Origin of the sequence: Aurantimonas sp. C2-5-R2 (assembly GCF_036549495.1) — a bacterium.
Lineage (GTDB): Bacteria > Pseudomonadota > Alphaproteobacteria > Rhizobiales > Rhizobiaceae > Aurantimonas > Aurantimonas coralicida_A.
This window is the reverse complement of sequence record NZ_JAZHLJ010000024.1, coordinates 1-24602: the sequence shown is the minus strand read 5'-3', so window position 1 is coordinate 24602 and position 24602 is coordinate 1. Positions and strand designations below refer to the sequence as shown.

The window sequence follows — 24602 nt, the reverse complement described above, 5'->3', positions numbered from 1 at the left end:
CTGCCCGGAATCAGCGGCAGCCGGCCGGCAGGCCGGTCGGGGCAGCGGCGACTCACATACTTGGAAGGACCGGTTCATGGTCAATTTTGGCGGGCTCGCCCGTAAGTTGCTGGGTTCGGCAAATGAGAGGGTCGTCAGACGCTTCCAGCCGAAGATCCCGCCCATCGCGGCCTTCGAAGAGGAGTTTTCCCGCCTCACCGACGACGAGCTTCGAGCCAAGACCGAGGCGTTTCGCGCTGAGATCGCCGAGGGAAAGACGATCGACGACCTTCTGGCGCCGGCCTTCGCGATCGTGCGCGAAGGCGCTAAGCGGGCGCTCGGCATGCGCCATTTCGACGTCCAGATGATCGGCGGCATGGTGCTGAACTCAGGCGCGATCGCCGAGATGAAGACCGGCGAGGGCAAGACCCTCGTCGCGACCCTCGCGGTCTATCTGAACGCCCTCGAAGGCAAGGGCGTCCACGTCGTCACCGTCAACGACTACCTGGCTTCCCGCGATGCCGAATGGATGGGCCGGCTCTACCGCTTCCTCGGACTCACCGTGGGCACCATCGTGCACGGCCTGTCGGACGAACAGCGCCGGGCGGCCTATGCCTGCGACGTGACCTACGCCACCAACAACGAACTCGGCTTCGACTATCTGCGCGACAACATGAAGTTCGAGCGCGGCCAGATGGTCCAGCGCGGCCACCACTTCGCCATCGTCGACGAGGTCGATTCGATCCTCATCGACGAGGCGCGCACGCCGCTGATCATCTCCGGACCGCTCGACGACCGCTCCGAGCTTTACAAGACCATCGACGCCTTCATCCCGCAGCTCGACAAGAGCGATTACGAACTCGACGAGAAGCAGCGCACGGCAACCTTCACCGAGGAGGGCAACGAGAAGCTGGAACGGCTTCTGGAAGCCGCCGGCCACCTTGTCGGCGACTCGCTCTACGACATCGAGAACGTCGCGATCGTCCATCACGTCAACAACGCGTTGAAGGCCCACGCGCTCTTCCAGCGCGACAAGGACTACATCGTCCGCAACGACGAGATCGTCATCATCGACGAGTTCACCGGCCGCATGATGCCGGGCCGACGCTATTCGGAAGGCCTGCATCAGGCGCTCGAGGCCAAGGAAGGCGTCACCGTTCAGCCGGAGAACCAGACGCTCGCCTCGATCACCTTCCAGAACTATTTCCGGATGTACAAGAAGCTGGCCGGCATGACCGGCACGGCCCAGACGGAAGCCTCCGAGTTCGGCGATATCTACGGCCTCGACGTAATCGAGATCCCCACCAACCTGCCGATCCTGCGCCTCGACGAGGACGACGAGGTGTACCGGACCTTCGAGGAGAAGTTCCGGGCGATCAGCCGGGAAATCCAGGATGCCGCGTCGCGCGGCCAGCCGACTCTGGTCGGCACGACCTCGATCGAAAAATCCGAGCTGCTCGCCGAACGGCTGCGCAAGGACGGCCTGAAGGATTTCCAGGTCCTCAACGCCCGCTATCACGAGCAGGAAGCTTACATCGTCGCCCAGGCGGGCGTACCCGGCGCAGTGACCATCGCCACCAACATGGCCGGCCGCGGCACCGACATCCAGCTTGGCGGCAATGCCGACATGCGGATCGAGCGGGAACTCGCGGACATGCCGGACGGGCCGGAGCGCAAGACCAAGGAAGATGCGATCCGGGCGGACATCAAGCGCCTGAAGGACGAGGCGATCGCGGCCGGCGGTCTTTACGTGTTGGCGACCGAACGCCACGAAAGCCGGCGGATCGACAATCAGCTGCGCGGCCGCTCCGGACGCCAGGGCGATCCCGGCCGCTCGAAGTTCTATTTGTCGCTGCAGGACGATCTGATGCGCATCTTCGGGTCCGAGCGAATGGACTCGATGCTGACCAAGCTTGGCCTGAAGGAAGACGAGGCGATCGTCCATCCCTGGATCAACAAGGCGCTGGAGAAGGCGCAGAAGAAGGTCGAGGCGCGCAATTTCGACATTCGCAAGAACTTGTTGAAATACGACGACGTGATGAACGACCAGCGCCGCGTCATCTTCGAGCAGCGCATCGAATTGATGGACGCCGAGGAGCTCGACGAAACGATCTCCGACATGCGCCACGAAACCATCGAGGCAATCGTCGCGCGTCATATTCCCGAACGGGCTTATCCCGAGCAGTGGTCGATCGCGGAATTGAAGGCGGACACCCTGGAGCTTCTCAACCTCGACCTGCCGATCGTCGAATGGGCGGCCGAGGAAGGGATTGCCGAGGACGACATCCGCGAGCGCATCCGCGAGGCCGCCGATGCCGCAGCCCTCGACAAGGCGAAGCGTTTTGGCCCCGAGGTGATGATCTACGTCCAGCGCAATGTCGTGCTGCAGACGCTGGATGCACTCTGGCGCGAGCATCTGGTCAATCTCGACCACCTACGTTCGGTCGTCGGCTTCCGCGGCTACGCCCAGCGCGACCCGCTGAACGAGTACAAGTCGGAATCCTTCGAATTGTTCGAGGCGATGCTCGGCAATCTGCGCGAGCGGACGACGAAGCAGTTGGCTAGCGTCGAGATCGTGCGCCCGGAAGAGCAGGAAGCGCCGCCGCTACCGCGGATGGAAGCTCATCACTTCGACGCATCGACCGGCGTCGACGAGGTCGGAGACGGCAGCAAGCGGCTCACCGCGAACTTCACCCCGACCGAGGCCGACGGCCTTCGCCGCGATCCGGACAACAAGGACAGCTGGGGTCAGGTCGGCCGCAACGAGCCGTGTCCCTGCGGGTCGGGCAAGAAGTTCAAACACTGCCACGGCGCCCTGGTCTGAGAACGGCCCGACCACGCGTAGAACCAAATCCAAAAACGGCCGCCGGAGCGAAGCTTCGGCGGCCGATTTGTTGAGAGCATCGGACCAAAAAGTGGAATCCGATTTTGGATAATTCCGATGCTCAATCAAGTGTTAGAGCGTCCTTTGTGCGTCCGAATGGACGCACGGCGCTCTAGCGGCGAGAGGCCGAGGGCCGATCCGCAAATCCGTCTACTTCGAGAAGCCCGAGAAGATCGAGCCGCCCGAGGACGACCGGCCGATGCGGTTGCCCTCCCGGTCGTAGCCCTCGCGGCGATGCTGCTCCTCGGCATAGGCTCCGGCGCTGATCGGCTGGCCCGTACGATAGCTGAAATTGGCGGTTTCCGCGAACTCGCTCGGCGCCATCGAGGCCGCGATCGTCTGCTCCTTGGTCTCGTCGGCGGTCACTTTGGCCGCCACTTCCGGAGCCAGGTCAAAGTTCGGACATGCCCCGGTCGGGGAAAGACCGGCGACGGTCTCGGCGCTTTGATCGAAGACGTACCGCCGATCGCAGACGCCGACATTCGGCTGGCGGCGAGTGATCTCGAAATGATCCGAGCCCTTCTTCAGCATTTTCCAGAATTCGTAGTGCTGGGAATTGCGATGCCGCGCCATGTTCTTCGGCGTCATGCGGAACGGATAGGCTTGGATCTGGAACGCCCGCTGGCCACCCTGGAAGGATTCGCGGGCCAGCGCGAAGATTTCGGTGATCTGCCCGTTGTCCATGGCGTAGCAGCCGGCGGAATTGCACGAGCCGTGGATCATCAGGAAGGTGCCGGTGCGCCCGTTGGCCCGGTCATAGGCGTTCGGAAAGCCCATATTGACGGACAGATAATAGTTCGAGTTCGGGTTCATCTGCGCCGGCGTGACGGTGTAAAAACCTTCCGGCGCCTGCCGGTCGCCCTCCTGGAACTTCGGCCCGAGCTTCCCGGACCAAGCGCAGATCGGGTAGGTCTTGAGCAGCGCATAGGTCCCGTCAGTCTTCTGCTTCCAGACTTCGAGCTCGGATTCTTCCTTGAACAGCCGCACGAGGATCGGCGACTTGACACCCATCCCGTTGGCATTGATCGCCTGAACGAGCGCGGCTGGCAGCGGCGCGTTCGCCGGCAGGAGATCGCTGTATTGGCAGGCGGAAAGCGTGAAGAGCCCCAGCGCGAGCGCGGCAGCCGTCACGAGGCGTCGGACGAACATCCCCTCAATTCCCCATCGCATACGAGGATCGCCCGGCGATCCTCGTCCCCACTCAGATCGCGGCCACAGAGGAGCCGCTCGATCTCTTGCGATGGCGAACCCCGGCGACGCCGGCTGAGCCCATCGCATGTTTGATCCATTATACCGCGATCAGGGTAAAAGAACCGTCAACCGCGCGTTTCGATAGATCGGTCAAGACTTATTGTATTAAGCCACGACCATGGCCGCAATTTGGCAAATGCCGAAGGGTAAGGAAACCGGCGATCGCGGCAAAACCGCAACAGACATCAAAGATTCCGCCCGATCGCCAGGAATTTCTCCCGGCGCTGGCGCCGCAGGGCCTCGCCGTCCAGGCTCGCCAATTCGGCAAAGGCGGCCCGCACGTTATCCGCCGCATTGTCGATCCCTTCCTCCGGCGAGCGATGAATGCCCCCGACGGGTTCCTCGACGATGGCGTCGATGACGCCGAAGCCCATCAGATCCTGCGCGGTGATCTTCATCGCCTGGGCGACGTCGCGCGCCCGCGTCGCGTCGCGCCAGAGGATCGATGCGCCGGCCTCCGGCGAAATGACGGAATAGATCGCGTGCTCGAGCATGAGCACACGATTGGCCGTGGCGATGGCGATGGCCCCGCCGGAGCCGCCCTCACCGATCACCAGCGAGACCATCGGGACCTTGAGATTGAGGCAGGCCTCCGTCGACCGAGCGATGGCCTCGGCCTGGCCGCGCTCCTCGGCGCCGATACCGGGATAGGCGCCCGCCGTGTCGACGAGGGTGAGTACGGGGATGGCGAAGCGTTCGGCGAGTTCCATGATGCGGACGGCCTTGCGGTAGCCCTCGGGCCGGGCCATGCCGAAATTATGCTTGAGGCGGGCTTGCGTGTCCGAGCCCTTTTCCTGGCCGATGACCGCGATCGGCTGGCCGTCGAGGCGGCCGAATCCGCTGATGATCGCGTAATCCTCGGCGTAGAAGCGGTCGCCGGCCAGCGGCACGAAATCGGTGATCAGTCGGTTGATATAGTCCAGGCAATGCGGCCGGTCGGGATGCCGCGCCACCTGGGTCTTCTGCCACGGAGTCAGCTTGCGGTAGAGGTCGGCCAAGGCATCGCGCGAACGCTTTTCGAGCCGCTGGATCTCGTCGGTGACGTCGACGGCGTCCTTGCCCCCCTCGATCTTCTTCAATTCGATGATCTGGCCTTCCAGATCCGCGACCGGTTTTTCGAAATCGAGATAATTGTGCATCGGTTACGCGGCGTCGGCCGTCCTTTGGATGTGGCGACCGGCAGGGCGGCCGGTGAGCCGCGAGGCAAAATCGGCGGCGGTCCGTTCGGCCACCCTCCGACGCCATCGGCTGAAGGTCTTCATGCGCGGCGGAAACTGGCTACGCGCCGCCACCTTGTCAAGGAATCCCGCGCGCCGCATCAATCGCCGCTCAGCGCCGACAGCGGATGATGATCGGTTACGAGGCGGATCAAGCGTTCTTCCAGAACATGAGTGTAGATCTGCGTCGTTGAAATATCGGCATGACCGAGAAGTTCCTGTACCGCCCGCAGATCGGCGCCGTTCTGCAGAAGATGGCTGGCGAAGGCATGGCGCAAGACGTGCGGCGACATCCGCGCGGCGGGAATGCCGGCACGAACCGCGAGCGCTTTGAGGTCGCGCGCGAAGGCTTGCCGGGTCAGGTGTCCGCTTTCCGAGAGCGCCGGAAAGAGCCATTGCCCGTCGTCGGCGATGCCCGCCGCCCGCATCGCCTCGGCAAATCGCGCCAAGGCTTCCCGGGCGGCCTCGCCGATCGGCACCATCCGCTCCTTGTCGCCCTTGCCGCGCACGACGATCATCCGGTTTTTCGCCCGAAGCACCGACAGCGGCAGGCTGACGAGTTCGGAGACCCTCAGCCCGGTGGCATAGAGAAGCTCGACCAGCGCGCACATCCGTGCCGCCCGTGCGCGGCGGCGCGGCGAAGCCTCCGGGTCTCGCGCCTCCTCGTCGGCCCGGCCGATCAGCCGGTCGACCTCGTCCTCGCTCATGATCTTCGGCAGCGGTCGTTTTTTCCGCGCGCCCTCGATCGGCCCAGTGGGATCGTCGCCACGGCGGCCTTCGGCATAGAGAAAGCGGTAGAACTGGCGCAGCGCCGACAACCGCCGCGAGCGGCTGCTCTCGGCAAAGCCGCGGGCGCCGAGCCGCGCGATATAGGCGCGAATATCATCCGTCTGCGCGCCCGTCAGCGAACCGCCCTGCCCGGCGACGAAGCCCGCCGCGTCCTCGAGATCGCGCCGATAGGCGGCGATGGTGTTGTCGGAAGCGCCCCGTTCCACCGCCATCATCTCGAGGAAGCTTTCGATGTCGGCTTCGTCGCGCCGGCCGACCGAGCCGGCGGCAACGGGCGGAGCGGGGGCCGCGCTCATCGGCGCAGGCTCTCCGTCGGCGCCCCCGGATCGAGCTGCGGCAACGGCACCTCGACCGTCATCTCGTGGCGGGTCGGTTGGACGAAGTAGACGAGCGCCGCCATGATGCCGTAGATGATGCCGGCGAGGATGAGAAGTGTCGTCAGGAGGCGAACGAGGGTCGGCATCGTGGTCTGGCGCACTCACTGCTGGGTCGGATCCCGTTGCGGCCATTTGCTTCTAGTGAGAATGGCGCGGGACGCAAGCGACGCGTCCGGTTCTGTTCCGGCATAACCGACGGTTTTTAAGATTTCCTGTCCTTCGGCACACGCCGAAGCACGGGACGGTAACGAAAGGCGCCATGAGAAGCGAATTGTCCCCGGACGGAACAGCGGCGATCCAGGACCGACTCGGCAACCGTTCGATCGCGCTCATCGGCCTGATGGGCGCTGGCAAGACGACGGTCGGCCGTCGGCTCGCCGCATTGCTCGCCTTGCCGTTTTGCGACACCGACGTCGAGATCGAGGCGGCGTCGCGCATGACCATACCTGAGCTGTTCGAGGCCTATGGCGAGCCCGAGTTCCGGGCCCTGGAGGCGCGCGTTGTTGCCCGCCTCGCCGCCGAGGGCCCGCGGGTGATCGCGACCGGCGGCGGCGCCTATCTGCACGCGGAAACGCGCGCCATGCTGAAGCGGACGGCGATCACGGTCTGGCTGAAGGCCGATCTGGAAACGCTGATGGAGCGGGTGTCGCGCCGGTCCAATCGGCCGCTGCTGCAGACTGATGACCCGCGCGAGGTCATGCGCCGCCTCATCGACATTCGTTATCCGGTCTACGCCGAGGCCGACATCACTATCGGCACGCGCGACGTGAAGCGCGACATCATCGCGGCCGAGATTCTCGAAGCCTTGGACCGACACCTCGAGACGGAGAGTACCCGATGAAACGTGAAGCGGCCTATCAGGCGGACAACGACGCCACGGCACACCGGCGCGTCGTCGTCGATCTGGGAACGCGCTCCTACGACATCCTGATCGGCCCCGGCCTCATCGACGCGGCCGGCGAGGAGATCGCGCGCCGGCTGCCGGGCATTCGCGCCGCGGTGGTCACCGACGAGACCGTCGCCGGCCTGCATCTGGAGCGTCTGTCGATCGCGCTGCGCGCCGCCGGCATCGACCATTCGACGATCGTCCTGCCGGCTGGCGAGACGACGAAATCCTTCGCGCACCTGACCCGGGTCGTCGACGAGGTGCTGGCGCAGCGCCTGGAGCGCGACGACGCGGTCATCGCCCTCGGTGGCGGCGTGATCGGCGACCTCGCCGGCTTCGCCAGCGCGATCGTGCGGCGCGGCATGCGCTTCGTCCAGGTGCCGACCACGCTCCTCGCCCAGGTCGATTCGTCCGTCGGCGGCAAGACCGGCATCAACTCGCCGCACGGCAAGAACCTCGTCGGGGCGTTCCATCAGCCGTCCCTCGTCCTCGCCGACACGGCTTTGCTCGACACGCTGTCGCCGCGCGAATTCGCGGCCGGATACGCCGAGCTCATCAAATACGGGCTGATTGACCGACCGGAATTCTTCGACTGGCTCGATCGCCACCGCGAAGCGGTCTTCGCCGGCGGCCCCGAGCGGGCGGACGCGATTCGGCAAAGCTGCGAGGCGAAGGCTGCCGTGGTGGCGGCGGACGAACGCGAGGACGGCAGCCGCGCGCTGCTGAATCTCGGCCACACCTTCGGCCACGCGCTGGAAGCCGCGGTCGGTTATGATTCGAGCCGGCTCGTGCATGGCGAGGGGGTCGCGATCGGCATGACGCTCGCCTACCGCTTCTCGGCCGAACTCGGTCTCTGCCCGGCCGAGGCCGCCGAGCGTTGCGAAGCGCATCTTCAGGCCGCCGGCCTGCCGACCCGGATCGGCGCGATCCCCGGCACGCCGCTCACCACCGCGCAGCTGATGGCCGGCATTGCCCAGGACAAGAAGGTCAAACGCGGCCGCCTGACCTTCATCCTGACCCGGGGCATCGGCCAGGCGTTCGTGGAGTCCGCTGTCGCGCCGGCAGCCGTCGAAGCCTTTCTCGACCGGGAGAACGCCCGATGACCACCACCTTGTGGATTATGCTCGCCATCGTTCTGGTCCTGGTTTCGATATCGGCGTTTTTCTCAGGCTCCGAGACCGCCTTGACCGCCGTGTCGCGCGCGCGGCTGATGAGTTTCGAGAAGAACGGCGACCTGCGAGCCGGGATCGTGCAGCGGCTGATCGAGCAGAAGGATCGGCTGATCGGCGCGCTGCTGATCGGCAACAATCTCGTCAACATCCTCGCCTCCTCGCTGGCCACGACGGCCTTTCTCCGGCTCTTCGGGGAGGCCGGCGTCGTCTATGCGACCATCGCCATGACCATCATCGTCGTCATTTTCGGCGAGGTCCTGCCGAAATCGGCCGCGATCGCGCGGCCCGACGGGTTTTCGCTCGCCGTCGCCCGGCCGGTCTCGGTTATGGTCGCGCTGTTCGGGCCGTTGACCCGCATCGTCAACTGGATCGTCCGGCGCGTCCTCGCCATGTTCGGCGTCAGCCTGGAATCCGACGCCTCGCTGCTGACCGCCCACGAGGAACTGCGCGGCGCCGTCGAAGTGCTCCACCGCGAGGGCGCGCTCGTCAACGCCGACCGCAACCGGCTGGGCGGACTGCTCGACCTGCACGAGCTCGAAGTCTCCGACGTGATGATCCACCGCACAGGGATGCGGCAAGTGAACGCCGATGACGGACCGGCCGAAATCGTCAAGCAGATCCTCGAAAGCCCTTACACCCGCTTGCCCGTGTGGCGTGGCCACTACGACAATATCGTTGGGGTAATTCACGCCAAGGATCTACTGCGCGCCCTGCATGACGTCGAAAACGACCCCGCCAAGGTGGACATCCTCAAGATCTGCACCGCCCCCTGGTTTGTGCCCGAGACGACGACGCTGCAGGATCAGCTCAACGCCTTTTTGCGCCGCAAGTCCCACTTCGCCATCGTCGTCGACGAATATGGTGAGGTCGAAGGACTGATCACGCTCGAAGATATTCTGGAAGAGATCGTCGGCAACATCGCCGACGAGCATGACATCGACATGCAGGGCGTCAAGATCGAGGCCGATGGCTCGGTCATCGTCGACGGCCAGGTGCCCATCCGCGACCTCAACCGGGCGCTGGACTGGAACCTGCCGGACGAGGAGGCGGTGACGATCGCCGGGCTGGTCATCCATGAAACCCAGACGATCCCGGAAGAGCGGCAGGCCTTCACCTTCTTCCACAAGCGCTTCACCGTTCTCAAGCGCGAGAAGAACCGCATCGCCAAGCTGCGCATCCGCCCGGCGACCGTGCTGGTGCCACCGAAAAAGCTCGGCGGTCACGCAGCCGCGGCCGGCGCCTCGGCGCCGCTGCCGGAGACCGATGGCGACTTCGACGACGACTACGATATGTTCGAGAACGAAGCCGTCATATCGGCCGACGAGGCCGATGGCTCACCGGGCCCGGAAGGGCTGGAGGACAGCGCTGATCTACCGGCATCGGACAGCGAAGATTCAGACGATCGACGTGACTGATCCTCAGATCACTGCGATCTTTTGTCGCCGCGACCGAATCAGCGCCGTGTCGCCTCGCCGGGCGCCGAGGCCTCGATCGCCAGTGCATGCACGCCGGAGGCCAATTGCTCCTTCAAAATCGCATTGACCGCCCGGTGGCGTTCGACGCGGCTCTTGCCGACGAAGGCCTCGCTCACCAGTCTGACGCGGAAATGCGTGCCCCCGGAGCCGTCGAAGGTGGCGTCATCTCCACTTTCAGCATGATGATGGCCGGCGTGGAGATGGCTTTCGTCGATGACGGCCAGCGTCTCAGGCGCGAATGCCTCGGCCAGTTTCGTCTCGATTGTGGTCTTGATATTCATGGACGTCTTTGTCTCCTGAGGCCGATTTTCTGGCCGATTTCGGCCCCGTGAAGCTTGCGCGAAACCGCCGGACCCCTTGAGTTTCCGGCTTTTTCCGTTCTGTCAATTCTTGTTCGTTCGGGTGTAGGGCACCATAATCCACCGCAATGAAGCTCGATTCAAAATATTTCGACGCGATCCGCGTCAAAGGCAAACGTGCCGCCGACAAGCCGCGCGCGCCCGAATGCGCGTGGGAAGGCTGCGACGAGGCCGGCATCTACAAGGCACCGATGGGTCGCGACCACGAGGGTCAGTATCTGCATTTCTGCGTCGACCACGTCCGGCAGTACAACAAGTCCTACAACTATTTTTCCGGTCTCGATGACAAGGACATCCAGCGCCACCTCAAGGATTCGCTGACCGGTGACCGCCCGACCTGGAAAATGGGCCACAGCGGAGCCGCGCCCGGCGACGCGGCAAAGGCGGCGACGGCCGCCCGCGCCAAGCGCAGGAACGGGCGGACGCGGGACCCCTTCAACATCTTCACCGGCGAGGACGCCCCACCCCGGCCGCAAGCCCGGCGGACGAAGGTCCGCTCCCTGGAGGCCAAGGCGCTGAAGACGCTGGATCTGAGCCAGCAGGCGTCTGCGGAAGCCATTCGCGCGCGCTACAAGAACCTGGTCAAGCAGCTGCATCCCGATGCCAATGGCGGCGACCGCGGCACCGAAGATCGGTTGCGTGAAGTGATTCAAGCCTACAAGCTTTTGAAACAATCCGGATTTTGCTAGGCCATTCACGGCGGAGCCTGCAGCTTGCGCCGTGACGCCGGTCCTAAAGACCGGCGTCGTATTCAATTGTCACCGGGAAGGCCGTTGGGCGCCCGGCGGCATGGTATGGCAGATTTGACAGGGTCCGCGGCGAATCGCCCGAACGAGTGCCGGACCGTTGGAGGTATGATGAGTGCAGCGGAACAGGAAGTGGCCGGCCTGCCGGACACCACGATCTCCGTCCGCGAAACCTTCGGTTTCGAAAGCGACCTGACCGTCCCAGCCTATTCGAAGAGCGACCTCCACGTTCCCGAGCTGGACCCCGATTACATCTTTGACAAGCCGACGACGCTGGCGATCCTGGCAGGCTTCGCCAAGAACCGCCGCGTCATGGTGTCGGGCTATCACGGCACCGGCAAGTCGACGCATATCGAGCAAGTGGCCGCGCGGCTGAACTGGCCCTGCGTGCGCGTCAATCTCGACAGCCATGTCAGCCGCATCGACCTGGTCGGCAAGGATGCGATCGTCGTGCGCGACGGCATGCAGGTCACCGAGTTTCGCGAAGGCATCCTGCCCTGGGCCTATCAGCACAATGTCGCGCTGGTCTTCGACGAATACGACGCCGGCCGCCCGGACGTGATGTTCGTCATCCAGCGGGTGCTGGAATCCTCCGGCCGCCTGACGCTGCTCGACCAGAGCCGCGTGGTGCGCCCGCATCCCGCCTTCCGGCTGTTCGCGACCGCCAACACCGTCGGCCTCGGCGATACGACCGGGCTCTATCACGGTACTCAGCAGATCAACCAGGCGCAGATGGACCGCTGGTCGATCGTCACGACGCTGAACTACCTGCCGCACGACAACGAGGTCGGCATCGTCGTCTCCAAGGCGAAAAGCTATAATTCGAAGGAGGGACGCGAGACCGTCTCCAAGATGGTGCGCGTCGCCGACCTCACTCGCTCGGCCTTCGTCAATGGCGATCTGTCGACGGTAATGAGCCCGCGCACGGTGATCACCTGGGCAGAGAACGCCGAGATCTTCGGCGACCTCGGCTTCGCCTTCCGGCTGACCTTCCTCAACAAATGCGACGATCTGGAACGCGCGCTCGTCGCGGAGTTCTACCAGCGCGCCTTCGGCGAGGAACTGCCGGAAAGCGCGGCGAATATCGTGTTGGACTGACGGACGGACAGCCATGGCCCGCATCGGCGACAACCAGCGCCCCGCATCGCACAGGCCCGTCGACCGGGAGCCCTTCCGGCGCGCCAACACACCGAATAGTGCGGGCTGATGGGAAAAACCATCGAGAAGATGCGTGCCAACCCCAAGGCCGATTGGCGAATTCGTGATGTTGAAAAAGCATGTCGCGAGGCCGGCGCAAAGTTTGCGGCTCCGCCGGGCAGTGGGTCGCATTTTTACGTCAAGATGGACGGGAAGCGGGATCGGCTGACAGTGCCCGCGCACAAACCGATCAAGCCGCACTATATTCGCCAATTGATACGTTACCTTCAGAACCCAGATACCGAGTTGTGATGATGGCAAATTTCAAACATGCCGACGGCACGGCGTTCCGGCCGGAAGCCTATACGGTGACGGTAACACCGCTTTCTGAGGATGATGGCGGTGGATTCCTCGCAACGATCCCTGATTTGCCGGGGTGCATGGGCGATGGCGAGACTGAAATGGAAGCGATCTTGGACGTGAGATCCGCCGCCTTGTGCTGGATCGAAGGCGCTCTCGCCGACGGAGAGGATATCCCCACTCCATCCCGGCGGGCGCTCGAAGCCGCCGAGTAGACCATGGCCCGCATCGGCGACAACCAGCGCCCCGCATCGCAGAAGTCCGTCGACCGGGAGCCATTTCGGCGCGCCGTCTCGGGATGCCTGCGCGCCATCGCCGGCGATCCCGAGCTCGAAGTCACCTATGCCTCCGAGCGGCCGGGTCTGTCCGGCACACGCGCGCGCTTGCCCGAACTGCCCAAACGCGCCACCCGGAACGACCTTGCCGTCACCCGCGGCCTTGCTGATGCGATGGCGCTGCGCAAGGCGCGCCACGACACCAAGCTGCATGCCAGCCTGTCCCCCGAGGGCAAGGCCGCGCGAGCCGTCTACGACGCCGTCGAGCAGGCCCGCTGCGAGGCGATCGGCGCCAAGGCCATGCAGGGCGTCGGCGACAATCTCGCCGCGATGCTCGAGGACAAATATGTCCGCTCCAACCTCGCCGACGTGACCGACCGCACCGACGCGCCGATCGAGGACGCGGTCGCGCTGATGGTACGCGAGAAGCTGACCGGTCGGCCGGTGCCCAAGAGCGCGCGGGCGCTGGTCGACGTCTGGCGCGACTTCGTCGACGGCAAGGCCGGTGAAAAATTCGACCGGCTATCGGAAACCGTCGGCGATCAGGAAGATTTCGCCCGCGCCATGCGCGACATGCTCGTCTCGCTGGAGATGGCCGAAAAGCTCGGCGACGAGAACGAGAGCGAGGAAAGCGACGAGGACGAGGAGCAGGGCGACAACCAGACCCGCGATTCGGAAGACGGCGGCTCGGAGAAGGAAAGCGGCACCGACGAGGCCGAGGCGCAGGAGAGCGAGACCGAGGGCGAGAACCAGGACGCGGCGGAAGCCGAATCGTCGGAAACCAGCGCCGAGGACCCGACCGACGAGGACAGTCAGGACGCCGAAACCCCCGGCGATTCGCGGCGACCGAACCAGCCGCTGAACAACCTCAGTCTCGCCGCCGACTACAAGGTGTTCTCCCAGGCCTTCGACGAAATGATCGGCGCCGAGGAGCTATGCGACGAGGCCGAACTCGACCGGTTGCGCTCGTTTCTCGACAAGCAGCTCGCGGCGCTCCAAGGCGTTGTCGGGCGGCTCGCCAACCACCTGCAGCGCCGCCTGATGGCGCAGCAGAACCGGTCGTGGGATTTCGATCTCGAGGAAGGTTACCTCGACAGCGCCAGGCTGCACCGCCTGGTCATCGATCCGATGCAGCCGCTCTCCTACAAGATGGAGCGCGACACCGACTTCCGCGACACGATCGTCACGCTGCTGATCGACAATTCCGGTTCGATGCGCGGCCGGCCGATCACCGTCGCGGCGACCTGCGCCGACATTCTCGCCCGCACGCTGGAGCGATGCGGGGTCAAGGTCGAGGTGCTCGGCTTCACCACCCGTGCCTGGAAGGGCGGCCAATCGCGCGAGGCGTGGCTGAAGGCGGGCAAGCCGGCCAAGCCCGGCCGCCTCAACGATCTCAGGCACATCATCTACAAATCCGCCGATTCGCCCTGGCGCCGGGCGCGGCGCAATCTCGGCCTGATGATGCGCGAGGGGCTGCTCAAGGAGAACATCGACGGCGAGGCGCTGATCTGGGCGCACAACCGGCTGCTGGCGCGGCCCGAACAGCGGCGCATCCTGATGATGATTTCCGACGGCGCGCCGGTCGACGATTCGACGCTGTCGGTCAATCCGGGCAATTATCTGGAACGGCATCTGCGCGCGGTGATCGAAGAGATCGAGACGCGCTCGTCGGTCGAGCTACTCGCCATCGGCATCGGCCACGACGTCACCCGCTACTATCGCCGCGCGGTGACCATCGTCGACGCCGAGGAGCTGGCCGGTGCAATGACCGAGCAACTCGCCGATCTCTTCGAGGACGAAAGTCGCGGCCGGAAGCCGCAGCGCCGCCGATCGGCCGGACGACATTGATCGATCAGTCGCCCACGATCACGCGGCTCATGGCATCGCTCGCCGGGCTCGCGATGTTGTTCGCCTCCGGTGGCGTGACGGCAGCGGAACCGATCGACGTCTCGGCCAAGCCGATCCCGCGTTTCAGTCGTGATTCAGCGTCAGATCGTTTCGGCGACCTCGATTTTGTCGGCGGCTTCGAATTCTGGTCGCGCGACGGCCGGCTCAAGGGTGTCTCGGCGATCCGCCTGCATGACGGCGGCGAGCGGTTTTTATCCGTCACCGACACCGGCAACTGGTTCGCCGGCCGCATCGAGCGGGATGCCTCCGGCCGGCCGACAGGCTTTGGCGATGCCGTGATCGCGCCGCTTCTCGGTCCCGACGGCCAGCCGATGCGCGGCAAAATCGCCGCCGACGCCGAATCGCTGTCGATCGACGGCGACCGCGTGTTCGTCGGTTTCGAGCGCGATCACCGAATCTATGTCTACAAGAACCCGCGCGCGCCATTCGGCGAAACGGCCCGCGAAATCCCCTTGCCCCTCCCCCGGCACGAGTTGCGGACCAATCGCGGCATCGAGACGATCGCCACCGCCCCCGCCAAAAGCCCGCTTGCCGGCGCGCGGATCGCCATCGCGGAGCGGTCCATCGATCCCGACGGCAATCTCTTCGCGGCGATCTTCGACGGCGCCTCGAACGGTGTCTTCAAGGTCCGCAAGGACGCCGACTGGGACGCCTCCGACGGCGCTTTCCTCCCGGGTGGCGACCTCCTGCTGCTCGAACGCCGCTACCAAGGCTTCATGGGTGGCCTCGGCATCCGGATCCGCCGGATCGCCGGAGCGAGCATCCGGCCCGGTGCGCTCGTCGACGGTCCGGTACTCATGGAAGCCGATCTGTCGGACGAGATCGACAATATGGAAGGGCTGGACGTCTGGATCGATGCCGAGGGCGGCACCAGGCTCACCCTCGTTTCCGACGATAACGGCTCGATCTTCCAGCGCAATCTGCTCTTGGAGTTTCGTCTGGCCGATCGGCCCGCGCCGATCAACTGATCAGCCGCAGGCGTCCGGCGTCCCTCAGGCGTGCGCGGCCCGATAGGGCAGGAACTGCTGCATGATGACCCGGTAGGGCACCAGCGCGAAGACGGCGATGAGGAGTTTCACTCCCAGATCGCCGAGCCCCCAGGACACCCAGCGCGGAGCTTCGGTGGCAAAAACGCCCAGAAGCGGTGCGTTTTCCAGCGCGAAGGGCTCGTTCGGTCCAAGCAGAAGAAACACCGGCGCGAAGGCCACGGTGAAAAACACGAACGTATCGAGCACCGACCCCGAGATCGACGAGGCCGCCGGGGCCCGCCACCAGCTAGCCCCCCGCAACCGGTTGAAGACGGCGATGTCGAGCAACTGGGCCGCCAGAAAAGCCGTGCCCGAGGCGATGGCGATGCGGAACAGGCGCTCGGCCGCCGTGGCGTAGCCGAGCAGGCCGAGATCGAACAGCAGCGGCGGCACCACGATCGAGCACAGCACCGCCATGGCGAAGCCTGCATAGACGGCGCGCCGCGCCACCTGCGGGCCGTAGCGCCGGTTGGTGAGATCGGTGACCAGGAAGGCGAAGGGATAGACGAAGGCGCCCCAGGTCAGAATGTCCGCGAGTTGAAGCGAACCGAGCTGAGCAAAGAGGGGAAACTGCACGGCGATGTTCGCGGCGAGGACGATCGTCGTCATCGCCGCGACGGGCAGAAGATAGATTCGCAAGGGCTTCATTTTTTTAACCTGGGTAATGGAACCAGTATGCCGGACGCGGGGCTCGCGACCGGCAAGGATCATCGCATGGCCCGGCCGCCTCGCGCGGCCGGCAACAGCCTTAGCTGGCCGCGGCTTCGGTCGCCTTCTTGGCGATCTGACGCTTGAGCAGGCGGGCACGCTGCGACAACTCGCCGGCGTCCGCCTTGAGCAGGAAGGCGTCGAGGCCGCCACGATGCTCGACCGAGCGCAGCGCATACGCCGAAACGCGCAGGCGATAGCGCTGTCCGAGCGAATCGGAGATCAGCGTGACGTTGCACAGATTCGGCAAGAACTTGCGACGCGTCCTGTTGTTCGCGTGGCTGACATTGTTGCCTGACTGGACAGCTTTTCCAGTGAGTTCGCAGGTGCGTGACATCGGATCACCTTTCAGATTAACGTAACACCCGATCCGGGCGCGCCGCCGCTAGAGCGCCGTGTGTCCATCCGGACGCACAAAGGACGCTCTACCACTTTGATTGAGCATCGGAATGACCCAAAAACCGGATTCCACTTTTTGGTCCGATGCTCTAAACGGCGCGATCATCGCTGTCGGGCAAGACCGGAAATTCGACCGGCTCTATAGGCCGCGCGAAGGAATGCGTCAAGCCGTTACAACTTTGCGGGATCGCACTCCCGCGCCACAAAAGCGCACTGATCGCACTGTCACGGCTGCGTCAACGATTTTTCTCAGCCTTGAAGGCAAACCGATGACACTGAAACAGCTTCTTCTCGGCGTCGCGATACTGGCCGGGGTCCATGCGATCGGCCCGGCCGATGCCACGACCGATCGCCAGACGGTGACGACACAATACGGCATGGCGGTCATCGGCCTCAAGATCGGCAAGGCATCCTTCGACACGGTGATCGACGGTGGCCGTTTTTCGGTCAAGGGCACCCTCTCCTCCGCCGGCCTCGGCAGTTTGGTCTCCGACACCGCCGGCACCAGCCGGGTCTCCGGCCGGGTAACCGGCAAGAGCTTTGCCCCCGACAGCTACGGGCTCGATTATTCGAGCGACGACAAGCGCTGGAAAAGCGAGGTCGCCTTCAGTGGTGGACGGGTCACCGCGGCGAGCGTCAGCCCGAAGCGCGAAAAGCCGAAGCCGAGCTACGTGCCGGTCAAGCGATCCCAACTCGCCGCCGTCGTCGACCCCTTGAGCGGCCTGATGATCAAGACGAGCGACGCCGCCTCCGTGTGCAAGCGAACCCTGCCCTTCTACGACGGCTGGTCGCGACTCGACCTGCGGCTTACGCCCGCCGGAACGAAGACCTATTCGATGCCCGGCTATTCCGGTCCGGCCACGATCTGCAACGTCAAGATCCGGCCGGTCGGCGGCTATGACGCATCGTCGAAGGGCCTGACCTATCTGGCAAAGCAGACGATCCAGATCTGGTTCGCGCCGATCGCGCGCCCCGATCTTTTCGTGCCGGTCTACGCCCGCATCCCGACCCAGGTCGGATCCCTGACGCTGCAAGCGACCTCCGTGTCGGTGAAGTGACCGTCAGAGCCTTGTTCCTGAGCACCGCATTGACCGGATAACGGCCTGCCGCCCATAAGCACGCGTCGATACGGATTGTGGGACGCGGGTTTGGGAACTTTTCTGGGCTTTTCGGCGGTGCTGATGTGGTCGCTGCTGGCGCTTTTGACGGCCCGCAGCGGCGCGGTGCCGCCGTTTCAGCTCGCCGCCATGACGTTCGTCATTGCCACTCTCGTCGGTCTTGTCGCAATGAAAGCCCGCGGAACCGGGATGGCGGTGTTCCGGCAACCGCTGGCCGTCTGGATTCTCGGCGTAGGCGGGCTGTTCGGCTATCACGCGCTCTATTTCGCCGCCCTGCGCAATGCCCCGACGGCCGAGGCGAGCCTGATCGCCTATCTCTGGCCGCTGTTCATCGTGCTCGGCTCTGCCATGCTTCCCGGCGAGCGGCTGCGCTGGTTTCACGCAGCGGGCGCCTTCCTCGGCCTTGCCGGCGCGGCGCTGATTGTCACCGGTGGCGGCGCCATCGCCTTTTCGCCCGACTACGTCTTTGGTTATGCGCTGGCCGGGCTCTGCGCCCTCACCTGGTCGAGCTATTCCCTGCTGTCGCGCCGCTTCGGCACTGTTCCGAGCGACGTCGTCACCGGTTTCTGCGCAGGAACGGCGGTGCTCTCGCTGATCGCTCACCTCATCTTCGAGGCAACCGTCTGGCCGCAGACCTCCGGCGAATGGCTGGCCGTCCTCCTGCTGGGGCTGCTGCCGGTCGGCGGCGCCTTCTATGTTTGGGACCACGGCGTCAAGCACGGCAACATCCAGATCATCGGCGCGTCGAGCTATGCCGCGCCGCTCCTGTCGACGCTGGTCCTGGTCGCGGCGGGGGAAGCGGCCCTGACTGGCGCAATCGTCGCGGCCGCCGTGCTGATCACCCTCGGCGCCTGCCTCGCGGCGCTGCCGCTGTTTCGGCGACTTCTGCCAAACTGACCGCCAGCGATTGTGAACGGCGCACAACGGCGCGTTCACGACCGGATCACTCGCGACTCCCTACACATCATCCATCGTCATCGGACGCCACTTCTGGACGTCGCAACGAAGGAAGACTGCAATGAAGCGCCTGATCATCACTGCCGCCGCCCTCGCCAGCCTGTTCTCCGCCGCCACCTTGGATATCGCCTCGGCCGGCAGCCGCACCGTCGTCAACCAGTCCGGTTGGGGCAATGGCGCCGCGATCAGCCAGGACGGCTCGTCCAGCGTGATCTTCCAGACCCAGCGTGGTCGGCGCAATGACGTGAGGACCATACAGAAGGGAAACCGCAACTACTCCGACACCTTCCAGCGCGGCCGCTCCAACCGGGCATTCACCGACCAGCTTGGCGCACGCAACGAGGCCGTGATCGGCCAGGAGGGCAGCCGCAACTACGGCGAGATCATCCAGACCGGACGTGGCAACATCGCCGGGGCCGCGCAAATGGGCAGCGACAACGAGGCCATGATCGAGCAGAGCGGCAGCAATAACGCCGCCGCGACCATCCAGGTCGGCAGCGGCCAGAGCACCAGCATCGTCCAGAGTGGCGGAAACAATATCTCCGTCGTGATCCAGGGACGCCGCTGATCCCGCGTCACACGGGTGGAGGCGATCCGCTTCCACCCAGCCCGGCGAACGGACAACCATCGGAGACCAAAATGTCCCTGCCATTGAAGACCGCAATCCTGACCGCCGCCCTCGTTCTCGTCGCCGGCTTCACCGCCTCGGCGCAGACCGAGAGAGGCGCCGATGCCGCCATCTCATGCAGGATCGAAAAGATCGAGGCCAGCGGCGGCATCACCCTCAATGCCATCGCCGAAAGCCCCAAGGCGATCGCGGGAACCTATCTGTTCGAGGTGCAAAAACGCGGTGGAGGCGGCATATCGAGTTCCGCGCAAAGCGGCGATTTCGAGCTGAAAGCAGATGAAACCGCGGTCTTGGGCGTGGTCGGCCTCGGCGGCTCGGACCGGTTGACCTATGATGCTCATCTCACGCTGACATCCTTCGACGGCAAGCTGCTTTGCCGTCCCGACTGATAGGTCGGCTCCGAGTTGGTTCGGCCCGGAGCCGGCGATCAGTCCTTGGCGGTCTCGCGCGGCGTCGGCCGCCAGTCCTTCGGCGCCATCTCGAACGATTTGAACGTAAAGCCCGGCGCGACCGTGCAGCCGACCAGCGTGTATTCGCCAAGGCTCGTCGCGGTCTGCCACCAGCCGGCCGGCACGACGAATTGCGGCGCTTCATGCTCGCCGACATCCGGGCCGAGGCGATGGGACGACGCCTCGTGGCCGTCTTCCGACACCGTAATCACCAGCGGCGCGCCGCCATACCAGTGCCAGACCTCGACGGCGTCCTTGACCCGATGCCACTGTGACGTCTCGCCTTCCTCGAGCAGATAGTAGATCGCCGTCGAGCGGGCCCGCCCCTTGCCTTTCGCCGGTTCGTCGCGAAAGGTTTCGCGATACCAGCCGCCTTCAGGATGCGGTTTCAGGTCGAGCGTCTTGACGATCTTCAGGGCGGCCGAACTCATCAGTATTGATCCCTCTTCTTGCGAATGGCGGCGAACACCGCGGCGGGCTCGGCATCCGCCATGCCCATCGCTTGCATCAGCGCCGGGTCGTCGGCGCGCAAAAACGGATTGGTCTGCTTCTCGCGCCCGAGCGAAACCGGCAGCGTCGGCTTGCCGTCGGCCCGCAACGCCGCGACCTCACGCGCCCGCTCTTGCAAGGCGGAATTGTCCGGGTCGACGTCGGTGGCGCATTGGGCGTTGGTGGCGGTGTATTCGTGGCCGCAATACAGCATCGTCTCGTCGGGCAGCGCCCTGAGGCGCTTCAGCGACTCCCACATCATCGCCGCGTCGCCCTCGAACAGCCGGCCGCAGCCGAGCGAGAACAGCGCATCGGCGGCGAAGACGGCCTTGGCGTCTGGCAGATAATAGGAGATTTCGCCGAGCGTATGCCCCGGCGTATCGATCGCCTCGACGCGAATCCCGCCCAGTTCGAACGTATCGCCGCCGGAGACCGACCGGTCGATGCCGGGAATCTTCGCCCGCTCCTTTTCCGGCCCGACGATCTCGACCCCGAACCGCGCCTTCAACGCCTCGTTCGCTTCCACATGGTCGCCGTGGTGGTGGGTCGTCAGGATATGGGTGAGATTCCAGCCGGCCTTCGTGAGTTCGGCGAGGATCGGCGCCTCTTCCGGCGCATCGATCGCAATCGTCGTGCCGCTGTCCTTGTCGTGGACGAGCACGCCGAAATTGTCGCCGCGGCAAACAAATTGACGGATTTCGATCTCGGACATGGAGGTCTTCCTTCATTGAATGCGGTGCATTGTCGAGTTAGGGCGCTGCGGCGCCATGTCAGCCGCCGGGTGGCTCAGTGCCGCCTCGCAACCGGATCGAGGCCATTCCCCCGAAAGAGAGTTTCGACCCAGCTTCCGAGCGTCCTATAGTGGCTGTTCGATCCGTCGCAGCCGGAGCATCGGACCAAAAAGTGGAATCCGGTTTTTGGATCATTCCGATGCGCAATCTAAATGTTAGAGCGTCCTTTGTGCGTCCGAACAGGCGCACGGCGCTCTAAGCGGCGAACAGGGAGCCGTCCACACTGACCACCAATGCCGACATCGTCGACCTTCGCGACTTCTACGCCTCGCCCCTGGGTCTTGCGGCCGCGCGCGCCGTATCGCTGGCTTTGACGCCGCTGTGGCGGCCGATCTCGGACGAGCGGCTGGTCGGGCTCGGCTATGCCGTGCCCTATATCGATCGCTTCGCCGCCGACGCCGAGCGGGCCTTCGCCTTCATGCCGGCCGCGCAAGGCGCGCAGAACTGGCCGATGGGCGCGGCCTCGCTGTCCGCTCTGGTCGGCGTCGAGGATCTGCCGCTCGGCGACGCCTCGGTCGACCGCGTCCTCATCATCCATGCGCTGGAATTCGCCGAAAACCCGGAAGCCATGCTCAGCGAGGTCTGGCGGGTGCTGGCGCCGGGCGGGCGCATCGTCATCGTCGCGCCGCACCGGCGCGGCGTCTGGGCGCGCTTCGAGCACACGCCGTTCGGCTCGGGCCGTCCGTGGTCGAGGGGGCAGCTCACCCGGCTCCTGCGCGGCGCGATGTTCACGCCGTCCGCCTGGGCCGAGGCGCTCTTGTTTCCGCCGTTCCGGCGTCGCTCGCTGCTCGGCTTCGCCGCGCCGCTCGAACGCCTCGGCCGCGATCTCTGGCCGCTCTTTGCGGGCGTCGTCGTGATCGAGGCGACCAAGCAGCTCTACCGGGGCGTTCCGGTGACCTCGACAGCCCGCGAGCGCCGCCGCGTGATCAAGCCCGTGCTGGTTCCGGCCGGCGCCGGCGCCGGGGCGCGGAGGGCCGGCCTTGAAGCAAACGGCGGCGAGTAATCGGGCATTGTCGTCGTGCATCCGGCGGACTTCCAAGACTCGAAATCGGGAATGTAGCTCACGGTCCGCAGCACAACGGAATACACTCTCGGGTAGGAGGGCCGATGGACGACACACGCGCATGGTACTGGGAAGGAAATGTGGTGCTTGCTTTGCGCCGCCATCTTGAGCGTGAGGGATGGGAGATCGTGCGCATGGCTGACACGCGCCTCAAGGAACGTGGGGTCGACCTACAAGCGAGTAAGGGCGGGCGCACACTGTTAGTGGAAGTGAAAGGCTACCCGCTCAAAGGTTATAGCGATCCGCGCCGCGCCGGAGAGATCAAGCCCACCGCTCAGAGGCCGTTTCGAAACCCCGGAAAGCCGATGTTCGTAGTTTCTCCGCATAACCCCCACGGGCAGGAAACCGGCGAAACTGCATCGCTGACAGCGGCCAAATCTCATTCCGAACTGCGTGGTAGAGAGTTTTGAAACGGACTCTCAGACATCGCAGGCCAGTCATTGGTATTCGCACGCAGTGCTTGCCGCGATGCGGCTCCAGACCAAACACTCCGATGCCGACATAGCGATCGCGTTTCCCGATTTTCCGCGCTACCGTACACTCCTCAGAGAGACCTCGGGCGGCCTTGGCAAGATGGGCGTTGACGTCATTTTCATCCGCGAGGAAGGGGAAGTTGTGCGCATGTAAATTTCGGCAAAGGCCGACTTACTTAATTTAAGATGCGGACCGCTCAACCTAGCCGCGGCTATTTTTGGAGCAGCGCGGGATTATCGAGGGTTGGGTTGCTGCTAGCCCATTCCATGCACAAGATCAGACAAAGTCTCGACAGTGCTTCAGTTCGGGCACGGGTCGACGTCCAATCATGACCGAGTTTGTCATTGGTCCCATGAATCGTTCGGCTACGTCCGTCGCTGTAGATTTCCTTCACAGCCTGCTCCATGGACGTTCCGTCTGCCCAGAATTTATCGGACGGCTTATGCCCCAGCCGAGCGGTGACCAACCTCTTAATGCCACCCGACTGATCACCTTTCGCAAGGGCATCAAGAGTTGCCGTCAGCTTGACGATTGCCATAAGGGTGACTGTCTCCCGGCAACCCTCGTGAAACCAAAGAAGCGCTTGGGCAAGGGCGTTCATGAGCTTGGGACGTCTAACGTTTCCAGTCGGTTCAAGATAGAAACTAATGAGTTCTGCAGCCGCCTTAAGAACGAGATCGTAGTAGGCAAAACTTTTCTTCCAGTCAGCCTTCGATATGAAAGGTCCACTCGGACGTCCGATCATCCTCGATCCCGACAGTATAGTTCGGCCGGGGATGAAAGTTAGAATTTTTTCGCGGCGAATGCTTCGATCCACTAGCAGGTTCACGCCGTCGAGCACCTGCGATGGCTTGGCCCAAAAAAGTGAAATAGTAGCAGTAGCCATGCGGGCCGCCGTCAGCGCGCGCTGCTTTCCAGCATCGTTGGCGAGACCTGTCGTGCTGACGCTGACAACCCAGGGGCAATTGCCGACGGCACTGAGTATATCCTGCTCCCGCCCGCTGTCAGTCGATGACTTCCGCTTGCCGAGCCTTTTGCCTTGCCACGCCTGCAGCGCGCGTCGTCTCGTAATGGATGTAATGGCACCGTCTGCTGATTTTCGGGCCAGCCACGTGGAGCGCGGCTCAAAACGTACAGGCCCGATTTGGAACGCGCCGATTTCATTTCCGGGGAAGAGAGTCAGAGTCCGTTTCGAAACTCACTGCGGCGGGTTCAAAGGCCCCTCGGATGGTCGCTCCGCAATGACATGATACCCGATTTCCGCGGGTTTGGGCGTCCCGGGTGAACCATGGAGGCTGGTCTTGGCAGGGTTTCGAAACGGCCTCTCAGACCGAAAGAATATTCGTAGGGGGTGACACCCGCCTCCATCTTCTTGAGGAACTCCCGGACGCTTGTCACCACTGCATCGGTCTGTTGATCGGGGTTCTGTGTGACATCAAGTTCAGCAATAGCCGGACCAAAAGCCCTGCGGACGGTGGCCCGCCATTCATCATCAGTATGGACAACGGTCCGGGATGGCACCTCCTTTTTTAGGTTCGCGGCGACATCTGTAATGAGATCGTCGATTTCCTTTGAGACTTCGATCGATCCACCCGTGCCTATCCGCTTGACGCCCATACCCACTAGATCTAGGGTCGGAGCGGATGGGGGGCGGCCATGGACATTCTTGACTGAGAGGATCTC

27 protein-coding genes are annotated in these 24602 nt (G+C 64.2%); 16 read left to right on the top strand and 11 right to left on the bottom strand.

The features are described from left to right. Positions 1–76: 76 nt before the first annotated feature. On the top strand, positions 77–2803 hold the full coding sequence (secA, locus tag VQ044_RS12415; protein WP_327647525.1) for a preprotein translocase subunit SecA: 2727 nt from the start codon (positions 77–79) through the stop codon (positions 2801–2803). A gap of 210 nt (positions 2804–3013) precedes the next feature. Here secA and VQ044_RS12410 read toward each other — a convergent pair whose 3' ends face one another. The 4 genes from VQ044_RS12410 to VQ044_RS12395 form a co-directional block, all read right to left on the bottom strand. Beyond that, the gene (locus VQ044_RS12410) at positions 3014–4012 is read right to left on the bottom strand and encodes a L,D-transpeptidase family protein (protein WP_442872911.1); all 999 of its coding nucleotides are present in this window, start codon (positions 4010–4012) and stop codon (positions 3014–3016) included. A 287-nt stretch (positions 4013–4299) separates the two neighbouring features. After that, the gene (locus VQ044_RS12405) at positions 4300–5253 is read right to left on the bottom strand and encodes an acetyl-CoA carboxylase carboxyltransferase subunit alpha (RefSeq protein WP_327624723.1); all 954 of its coding nucleotides are present in this window, start codon (positions 5251–5253) and stop codon (positions 4300–4302) included. Between the two features lie 179 nt (positions 5254–5432). Further along, positions 5433–6416, bottom strand: coding sequence for a site-specific tyrosine recombinase XerD (locus tag VQ044_RS12400; RefSeq protein ID WP_327624724.1), 984 nt, complete (start codon positions 6414–6416; stop codon positions 5433–5435). Next, positions 6413–6598 (bottom strand): histidine kinase, encoded by a 186-nt coding sequence (locus VQ044_RS12395; RefSeq protein ID WP_442872910.1) that lies wholly within the window; start codon positions 6596–6598, stop codon positions 6413–6415. The genes VQ044_RS12400 and VQ044_RS12395 overlap by 4 nt, the downstream gene beginning before the upstream one ends. Before the next feature lie 158 nt (positions 6599–6756). On the opposite strand from VQ044_RS12395, the gene VQ044_RS12390 reads away from it, so the two are divergent. From VQ044_RS12390 to VQ044_RS12380, 3 genes are read left to right on the top strand one after another with little or no spacing between them, the layout of a single operon-like run. Then, positions 6757–7338, top strand: a complete 582-nt coding sequence (locus VQ044_RS12390) for a shikimate kinase (protein WP_327624725.1) — start codon at positions 6757–6759, stop codon at positions 7336–7338. Next, complete coding sequence (gene aroB / locus VQ044_RS12385) at positions 7335–8486, top strand: 3-dehydroquinate synthase (protein WP_327624726.1); 1152 nt, start codon at positions 7335–7337, stop codon at positions 8484–8486. Before VQ044_RS12390 ends, aroB begins: the two co-directional genes overlap by 4 nt. Further along, on the top strand, positions 8483–9970 hold the full coding sequence (locus tag VQ044_RS12380; RefSeq protein ID WP_327647524.1) for an HlyC/CorC family transporter: 1488 nt from the start codon (positions 8483–8485) through the stop codon (positions 9968–9970). The genes aroB and VQ044_RS12380 overlap by 4 nt, the downstream gene beginning before the upstream one ends. A gap of 38 nt (positions 9971–10008) precedes the next feature. Here VQ044_RS12380 and VQ044_RS12375 read toward each other — a convergent pair whose 3' ends face one another. Next, entirely contained in the window at positions 10009–10311 is a 303-nt protein-coding gene (locus VQ044_RS12375) for a BolA family protein (RefSeq protein ID WP_327647522.1), read from the bottom strand. 146 nt (positions 10312–10457) lie between these two features. Here VQ044_RS12375 and VQ044_RS12370 point away from each other — a divergent pair, with 146 nt between their 5' ends. From VQ044_RS12370 to VQ044_RS12345, 6 genes are all read left to right on the top strand, one after another. Then, positions 10458–11078, top strand: a complete 621-nt coding sequence (locus tag VQ044_RS12370; protein ID WP_327647521.1) for a J domain-containing protein — start codon at positions 10458–10460, stop codon at positions 11076–11078. A gap of 168 nt (positions 11079–11246) precedes the next feature. After that, the gene (gene cobS / locus VQ044_RS12365; protein ID WP_327624730.1) at positions 11247–12233 is read left to right on the top strand and encodes a cobaltochelatase subunit CobS; all 987 of its coding nucleotides are present in this window, start codon (positions 11247–11249) and stop codon (positions 12231–12233) included. Between the two features lie 108 nt (positions 12234–12341). Beyond that, positions 12342–12584, top strand: coding sequence for a type II toxin-antitoxin system HicA family toxin (locus VQ044_RS12360; protein ID WP_327647520.1), 243 nt, complete (start codon positions 12342–12344; stop codon positions 12582–12584). 2 nt (positions 12585–12586) lie between these two features. Then, a complete protein-coding gene (locus tag VQ044_RS12355) occupies positions 12587–12847 on the top strand; it encodes a type II toxin-antitoxin system HicB family antitoxin (protein WP_327624732.1) in 261 nt (86 codons plus the stop codon). A 3-nt stretch (positions 12848–12850) separates the two neighbouring features. Next, the gene (cobT, locus tag VQ044_RS12350) at positions 12851–14755 is read left to right on the top strand and encodes a cobaltochelatase subunit CobT (RefSeq protein ID WP_327647519.1); all 1905 of its coding nucleotides are present in this window, start codon (positions 12851–12853) and stop codon (positions 14753–14755) included. A gap of 29 nt (positions 14756–14784) precedes the next feature. Beyond that, on the top strand, positions 14785–15783 hold the full coding sequence (locus tag VQ044_RS12345; RefSeq protein WP_327647518.1) for an esterase-like activity of phytase family protein: 999 nt from the start codon (positions 14785–14787) through the stop codon (positions 15781–15783). A gap of 24 nt (positions 15784–15807) precedes the next feature. On the opposite strand, the gene VQ044_RS12340 is transcribed toward VQ044_RS12345, so the two are convergent. Further along, a complete protein-coding gene (locus tag VQ044_RS12340) occupies positions 15808–16491 on the bottom strand; it encodes a queuosine precursor transporter (protein WP_327647516.1) in 684 nt (227 codons plus the stop codon). Between the two features lie 100 nt (positions 16492–16591). After that, entirely contained in the window at positions 16592–16888 is a 297-nt protein-coding gene (gene rpmB, locus VQ044_RS12335; RefSeq protein WP_327624737.1) for a 50S ribosomal protein L28, read from the bottom strand. 331 nt (positions 16889–17219) lie between these two features. Here rpmB and VQ044_RS12330 point away from each other — a divergent pair, with 331 nt between their 5' ends. From VQ044_RS12330 to csgH, 4 genes are all read left to right on the top strand, one after another. After that, positions 17220–18008 (top strand): DUF3108 domain-containing protein, encoded by a 789-nt coding sequence (locus VQ044_RS12330; protein WP_327624738.1) that lies wholly within the window; start codon positions 17220–17222, stop codon positions 18006–18008. A 90-nt stretch (positions 18009–18098) separates the two neighbouring features. Further along, positions 18099–18965 (top strand): aromatic amino acid exporter YddG, encoded by an 867-nt coding sequence (gene yddG / locus VQ044_RS12325; protein ID WP_327624739.1) that lies wholly within the window; start codon positions 18099–18101, stop codon positions 18963–18965. 121 nt (positions 18966–19086) lie between these two features. Then, complete coding sequence (locus VQ044_RS12320; RefSeq protein ID WP_327647515.1) at positions 19087–19593, top strand: hypothetical protein; 507 nt, start codon at positions 19087–19089, stop codon at positions 19591–19593. Positions 19594–19664: 71 nt separating this feature from the next. Then, complete coding sequence (gene csgH / locus VQ044_RS12315) at positions 19665–20042, top strand: curli-like amyloid fiber formation chaperone CsgH (protein ID WP_327647514.1); 378 nt, start codon at positions 19665–19667, stop codon at positions 20040–20042. A 38-nt stretch (positions 20043–20080) separates the two neighbouring features. Here the strand turns inward: csgH and VQ044_RS12310 are convergent, their stop codons facing one another. Continuing rightward, positions 20081–20533, bottom strand: a complete 453-nt coding sequence (locus VQ044_RS12310; RefSeq protein WP_327647513.1) for a cupin domain-containing protein — start codon at positions 20531–20533, stop codon at positions 20081–20083. Continuing rightward, positions 20533–21303, bottom strand: a complete 771-nt coding sequence (gene gloB, locus VQ044_RS12305) for a hydroxyacylglutathione hydrolase (protein ID WP_327647512.1) — start codon at positions 21301–21303, stop codon at positions 20533–20535. The genes VQ044_RS12310 and gloB overlap by 1 nt, the downstream gene beginning before the upstream one ends. A gap of 302 nt (positions 21304–21605) precedes the next feature. On the opposite strand from gloB, the gene VQ044_RS12300 reads away from it, so the two are divergent. Further along, positions 21606–22385 (top strand): class I SAM-dependent methyltransferase, encoded by a 780-nt coding sequence (locus VQ044_RS12300; RefSeq protein WP_327647563.1) that lies wholly within the window; start codon positions 21606–21608, stop codon positions 22383–22385. 104 nt (positions 22386–22489) lie between these two features. Further along, complete coding sequence (locus VQ044_RS12295) at positions 22490–22855, top strand: hypothetical protein (RefSeq protein WP_327647511.1); 366 nt, start codon at positions 22490–22492, stop codon at positions 22853–22855. Between the two features lie 275 nt (positions 22856–23130). On the opposite strand, the gene VQ044_RS12290 is transcribed toward VQ044_RS12295, so the two are convergent. Both VQ044_RS12290 and VQ044_RS12285 read right to left on the bottom strand, forming a co-directional pair. After that, positions 23131–23805, bottom strand: coding sequence for a hypothetical protein (locus VQ044_RS12290; RefSeq protein ID WP_327647509.1), 675 nt, complete (start codon positions 23803–23805; stop codon positions 23131–23133). A 326-nt stretch (positions 23806–24131) separates the two neighbouring features. After that, on the bottom strand, positions 24132–24602 hold a 471-nt coding region (locus VQ044_RS12285; RefSeq protein WP_331827676.1), incomplete at its 5' end, for a hypothetical protein.

Coding starts and splice junctions, on each gene's coding strand:
- csgH (WP_327647514.1), top strand. CDS start 19,665: ATGTCCCTGCCATTGAAGACCGCAATCCTGACCGCCGCCCTCGTTCTC.
- cobS (WP_327624730.1), top strand. CDS start 11,247: ATGAGTGCAGCGGAACAGGAAGTGGCCGGCCTGCCGGACACCACGATC.
- VQ044_RS12320 (WP_327647515.1), top strand. CDS start 19,087: ATGAAGCGCCTGATCATCACTGCCGCCGCCCTCGCCAGCCTGTTCTCC.
- aroB (WP_327624726.1), top strand. CDS start 7,335: ATGAAACGTGAAGCGGCCTATCAGGCGGACAACGACGCCACGGCACAC.
- secA (WP_327647525.1), top strand. CDS start 77: ATGGTCAATTTTGGCGGGCTCGCCCGTAAGTTGCTGGGTTCGGCAAAT.
- VQ044_RS12380 (WP_327647524.1), top strand. CDS start 8,483: ATGACCACCACCTTGTGGATTATGCTCGCCATCGTTCTGGTCCTGGTT.
- VQ044_RS12405 (WP_327624723.1), bottom strand. CDS start 5,253: ATGCACAATTATCTCGATTTCGAAAAACCGGTCGCGGATCTGGAAGGC.
- VQ044_RS12375 (WP_327647522.1), bottom strand. CDS start 10,311: ATGAATATCAAGACCACAATCGAGACGAAACTGGCCGAGGCATTCGCG.
- VQ044_RS12355 (WP_327624732.1), top strand. CDS start 12,587: ATGGCAAATTTCAAACATGCCGACGGCACGGCGTTCCGGCCGGAAGCC.
- VQ044_RS12390 (WP_327624725.1), top strand. CDS start 6,757: ATGAGAAGCGAATTGTCCCCGGACGGAACAGCGGCGATCCAGGACCGA.
- VQ044_RS12360 (WP_327647520.1), top strand. CDS start 12,342: ATGGGAAAAACCATCGAGAAGATGCGTGCCAACCCCAAGGCCGATTGG.
- VQ044_RS12370 (WP_327647521.1), top strand. CDS start 10,458: ATGAAGCTCGATTCAAAATATTTCGACGCGATCCGCGTCAAAGGCAAA.
- VQ044_RS12410 (WP_442872911.1), bottom strand. CDS start 4,012: ATGTTCGTCCGACGCCTCGTGACGGCTGCCGCGCTCGCGCTGGGGCTC.
- VQ044_RS12345 (WP_327647518.1), top strand. CDS start 14,785: ATGGCATCGCTCGCCGGGCTCGCGATGTTGTTCGCCTCCGGTGGCGTG.
- VQ044_RS12290 (WP_327647509.1), bottom strand. CDS start 23,805: ATGGCTACTGCTACTATTTCACTTTTTTGGGCCAAGCCATCGCAGGTG.
- VQ044_RS12295 (WP_327647511.1), top strand. CDS start 22,490: ATGGACGACACACGCGCATGGTACTGGGAAGGAAATGTGGTGCTTGCT.
- rpmB (WP_327624737.1), bottom strand. CDS start 16,888: ATGTCACGCACCTGCGAACTCACTGGAAAAGCTGTCCAGTCAGGCAAC.
- VQ044_RS12400 (WP_327624724.1), bottom strand. CDS start 6,416: ATGAGCGCGGCCCCCGCTCCGCCCGTTGCCGCCGGCTCGGTCGGCCGG.
- gloB (WP_327647512.1), bottom strand. CDS start 21,303: ATGTCCGAGATCGAAATCCGTCAATTTGTTTGCCGCGGCGACAATTTC.
- VQ044_RS12310 (WP_327647513.1), bottom strand. CDS start 20,533: ATGAGTTCGGCCGCCCTGAAGATCGTCAAGACGCTCGACCTGAAACCG.
- cobT (WP_327647519.1), top strand. CDS start 12,851: ATGGCCCGCATCGGCGACAACCAGCGCCCCGCATCGCAGAAGTCCGTC.
- VQ044_RS12330 (WP_327624738.1), top strand. CDS start 17,220: ATGACACTGAAACAGCTTCTTCTCGGCGTCGCGATACTGGCCGGGGTC.
- VQ044_RS12340 (WP_327647516.1), bottom strand. CDS start 16,491: ATGAAGCCCTTGCGAATCTATCTTCTGCCCGTCGCGGCGATGACGACG.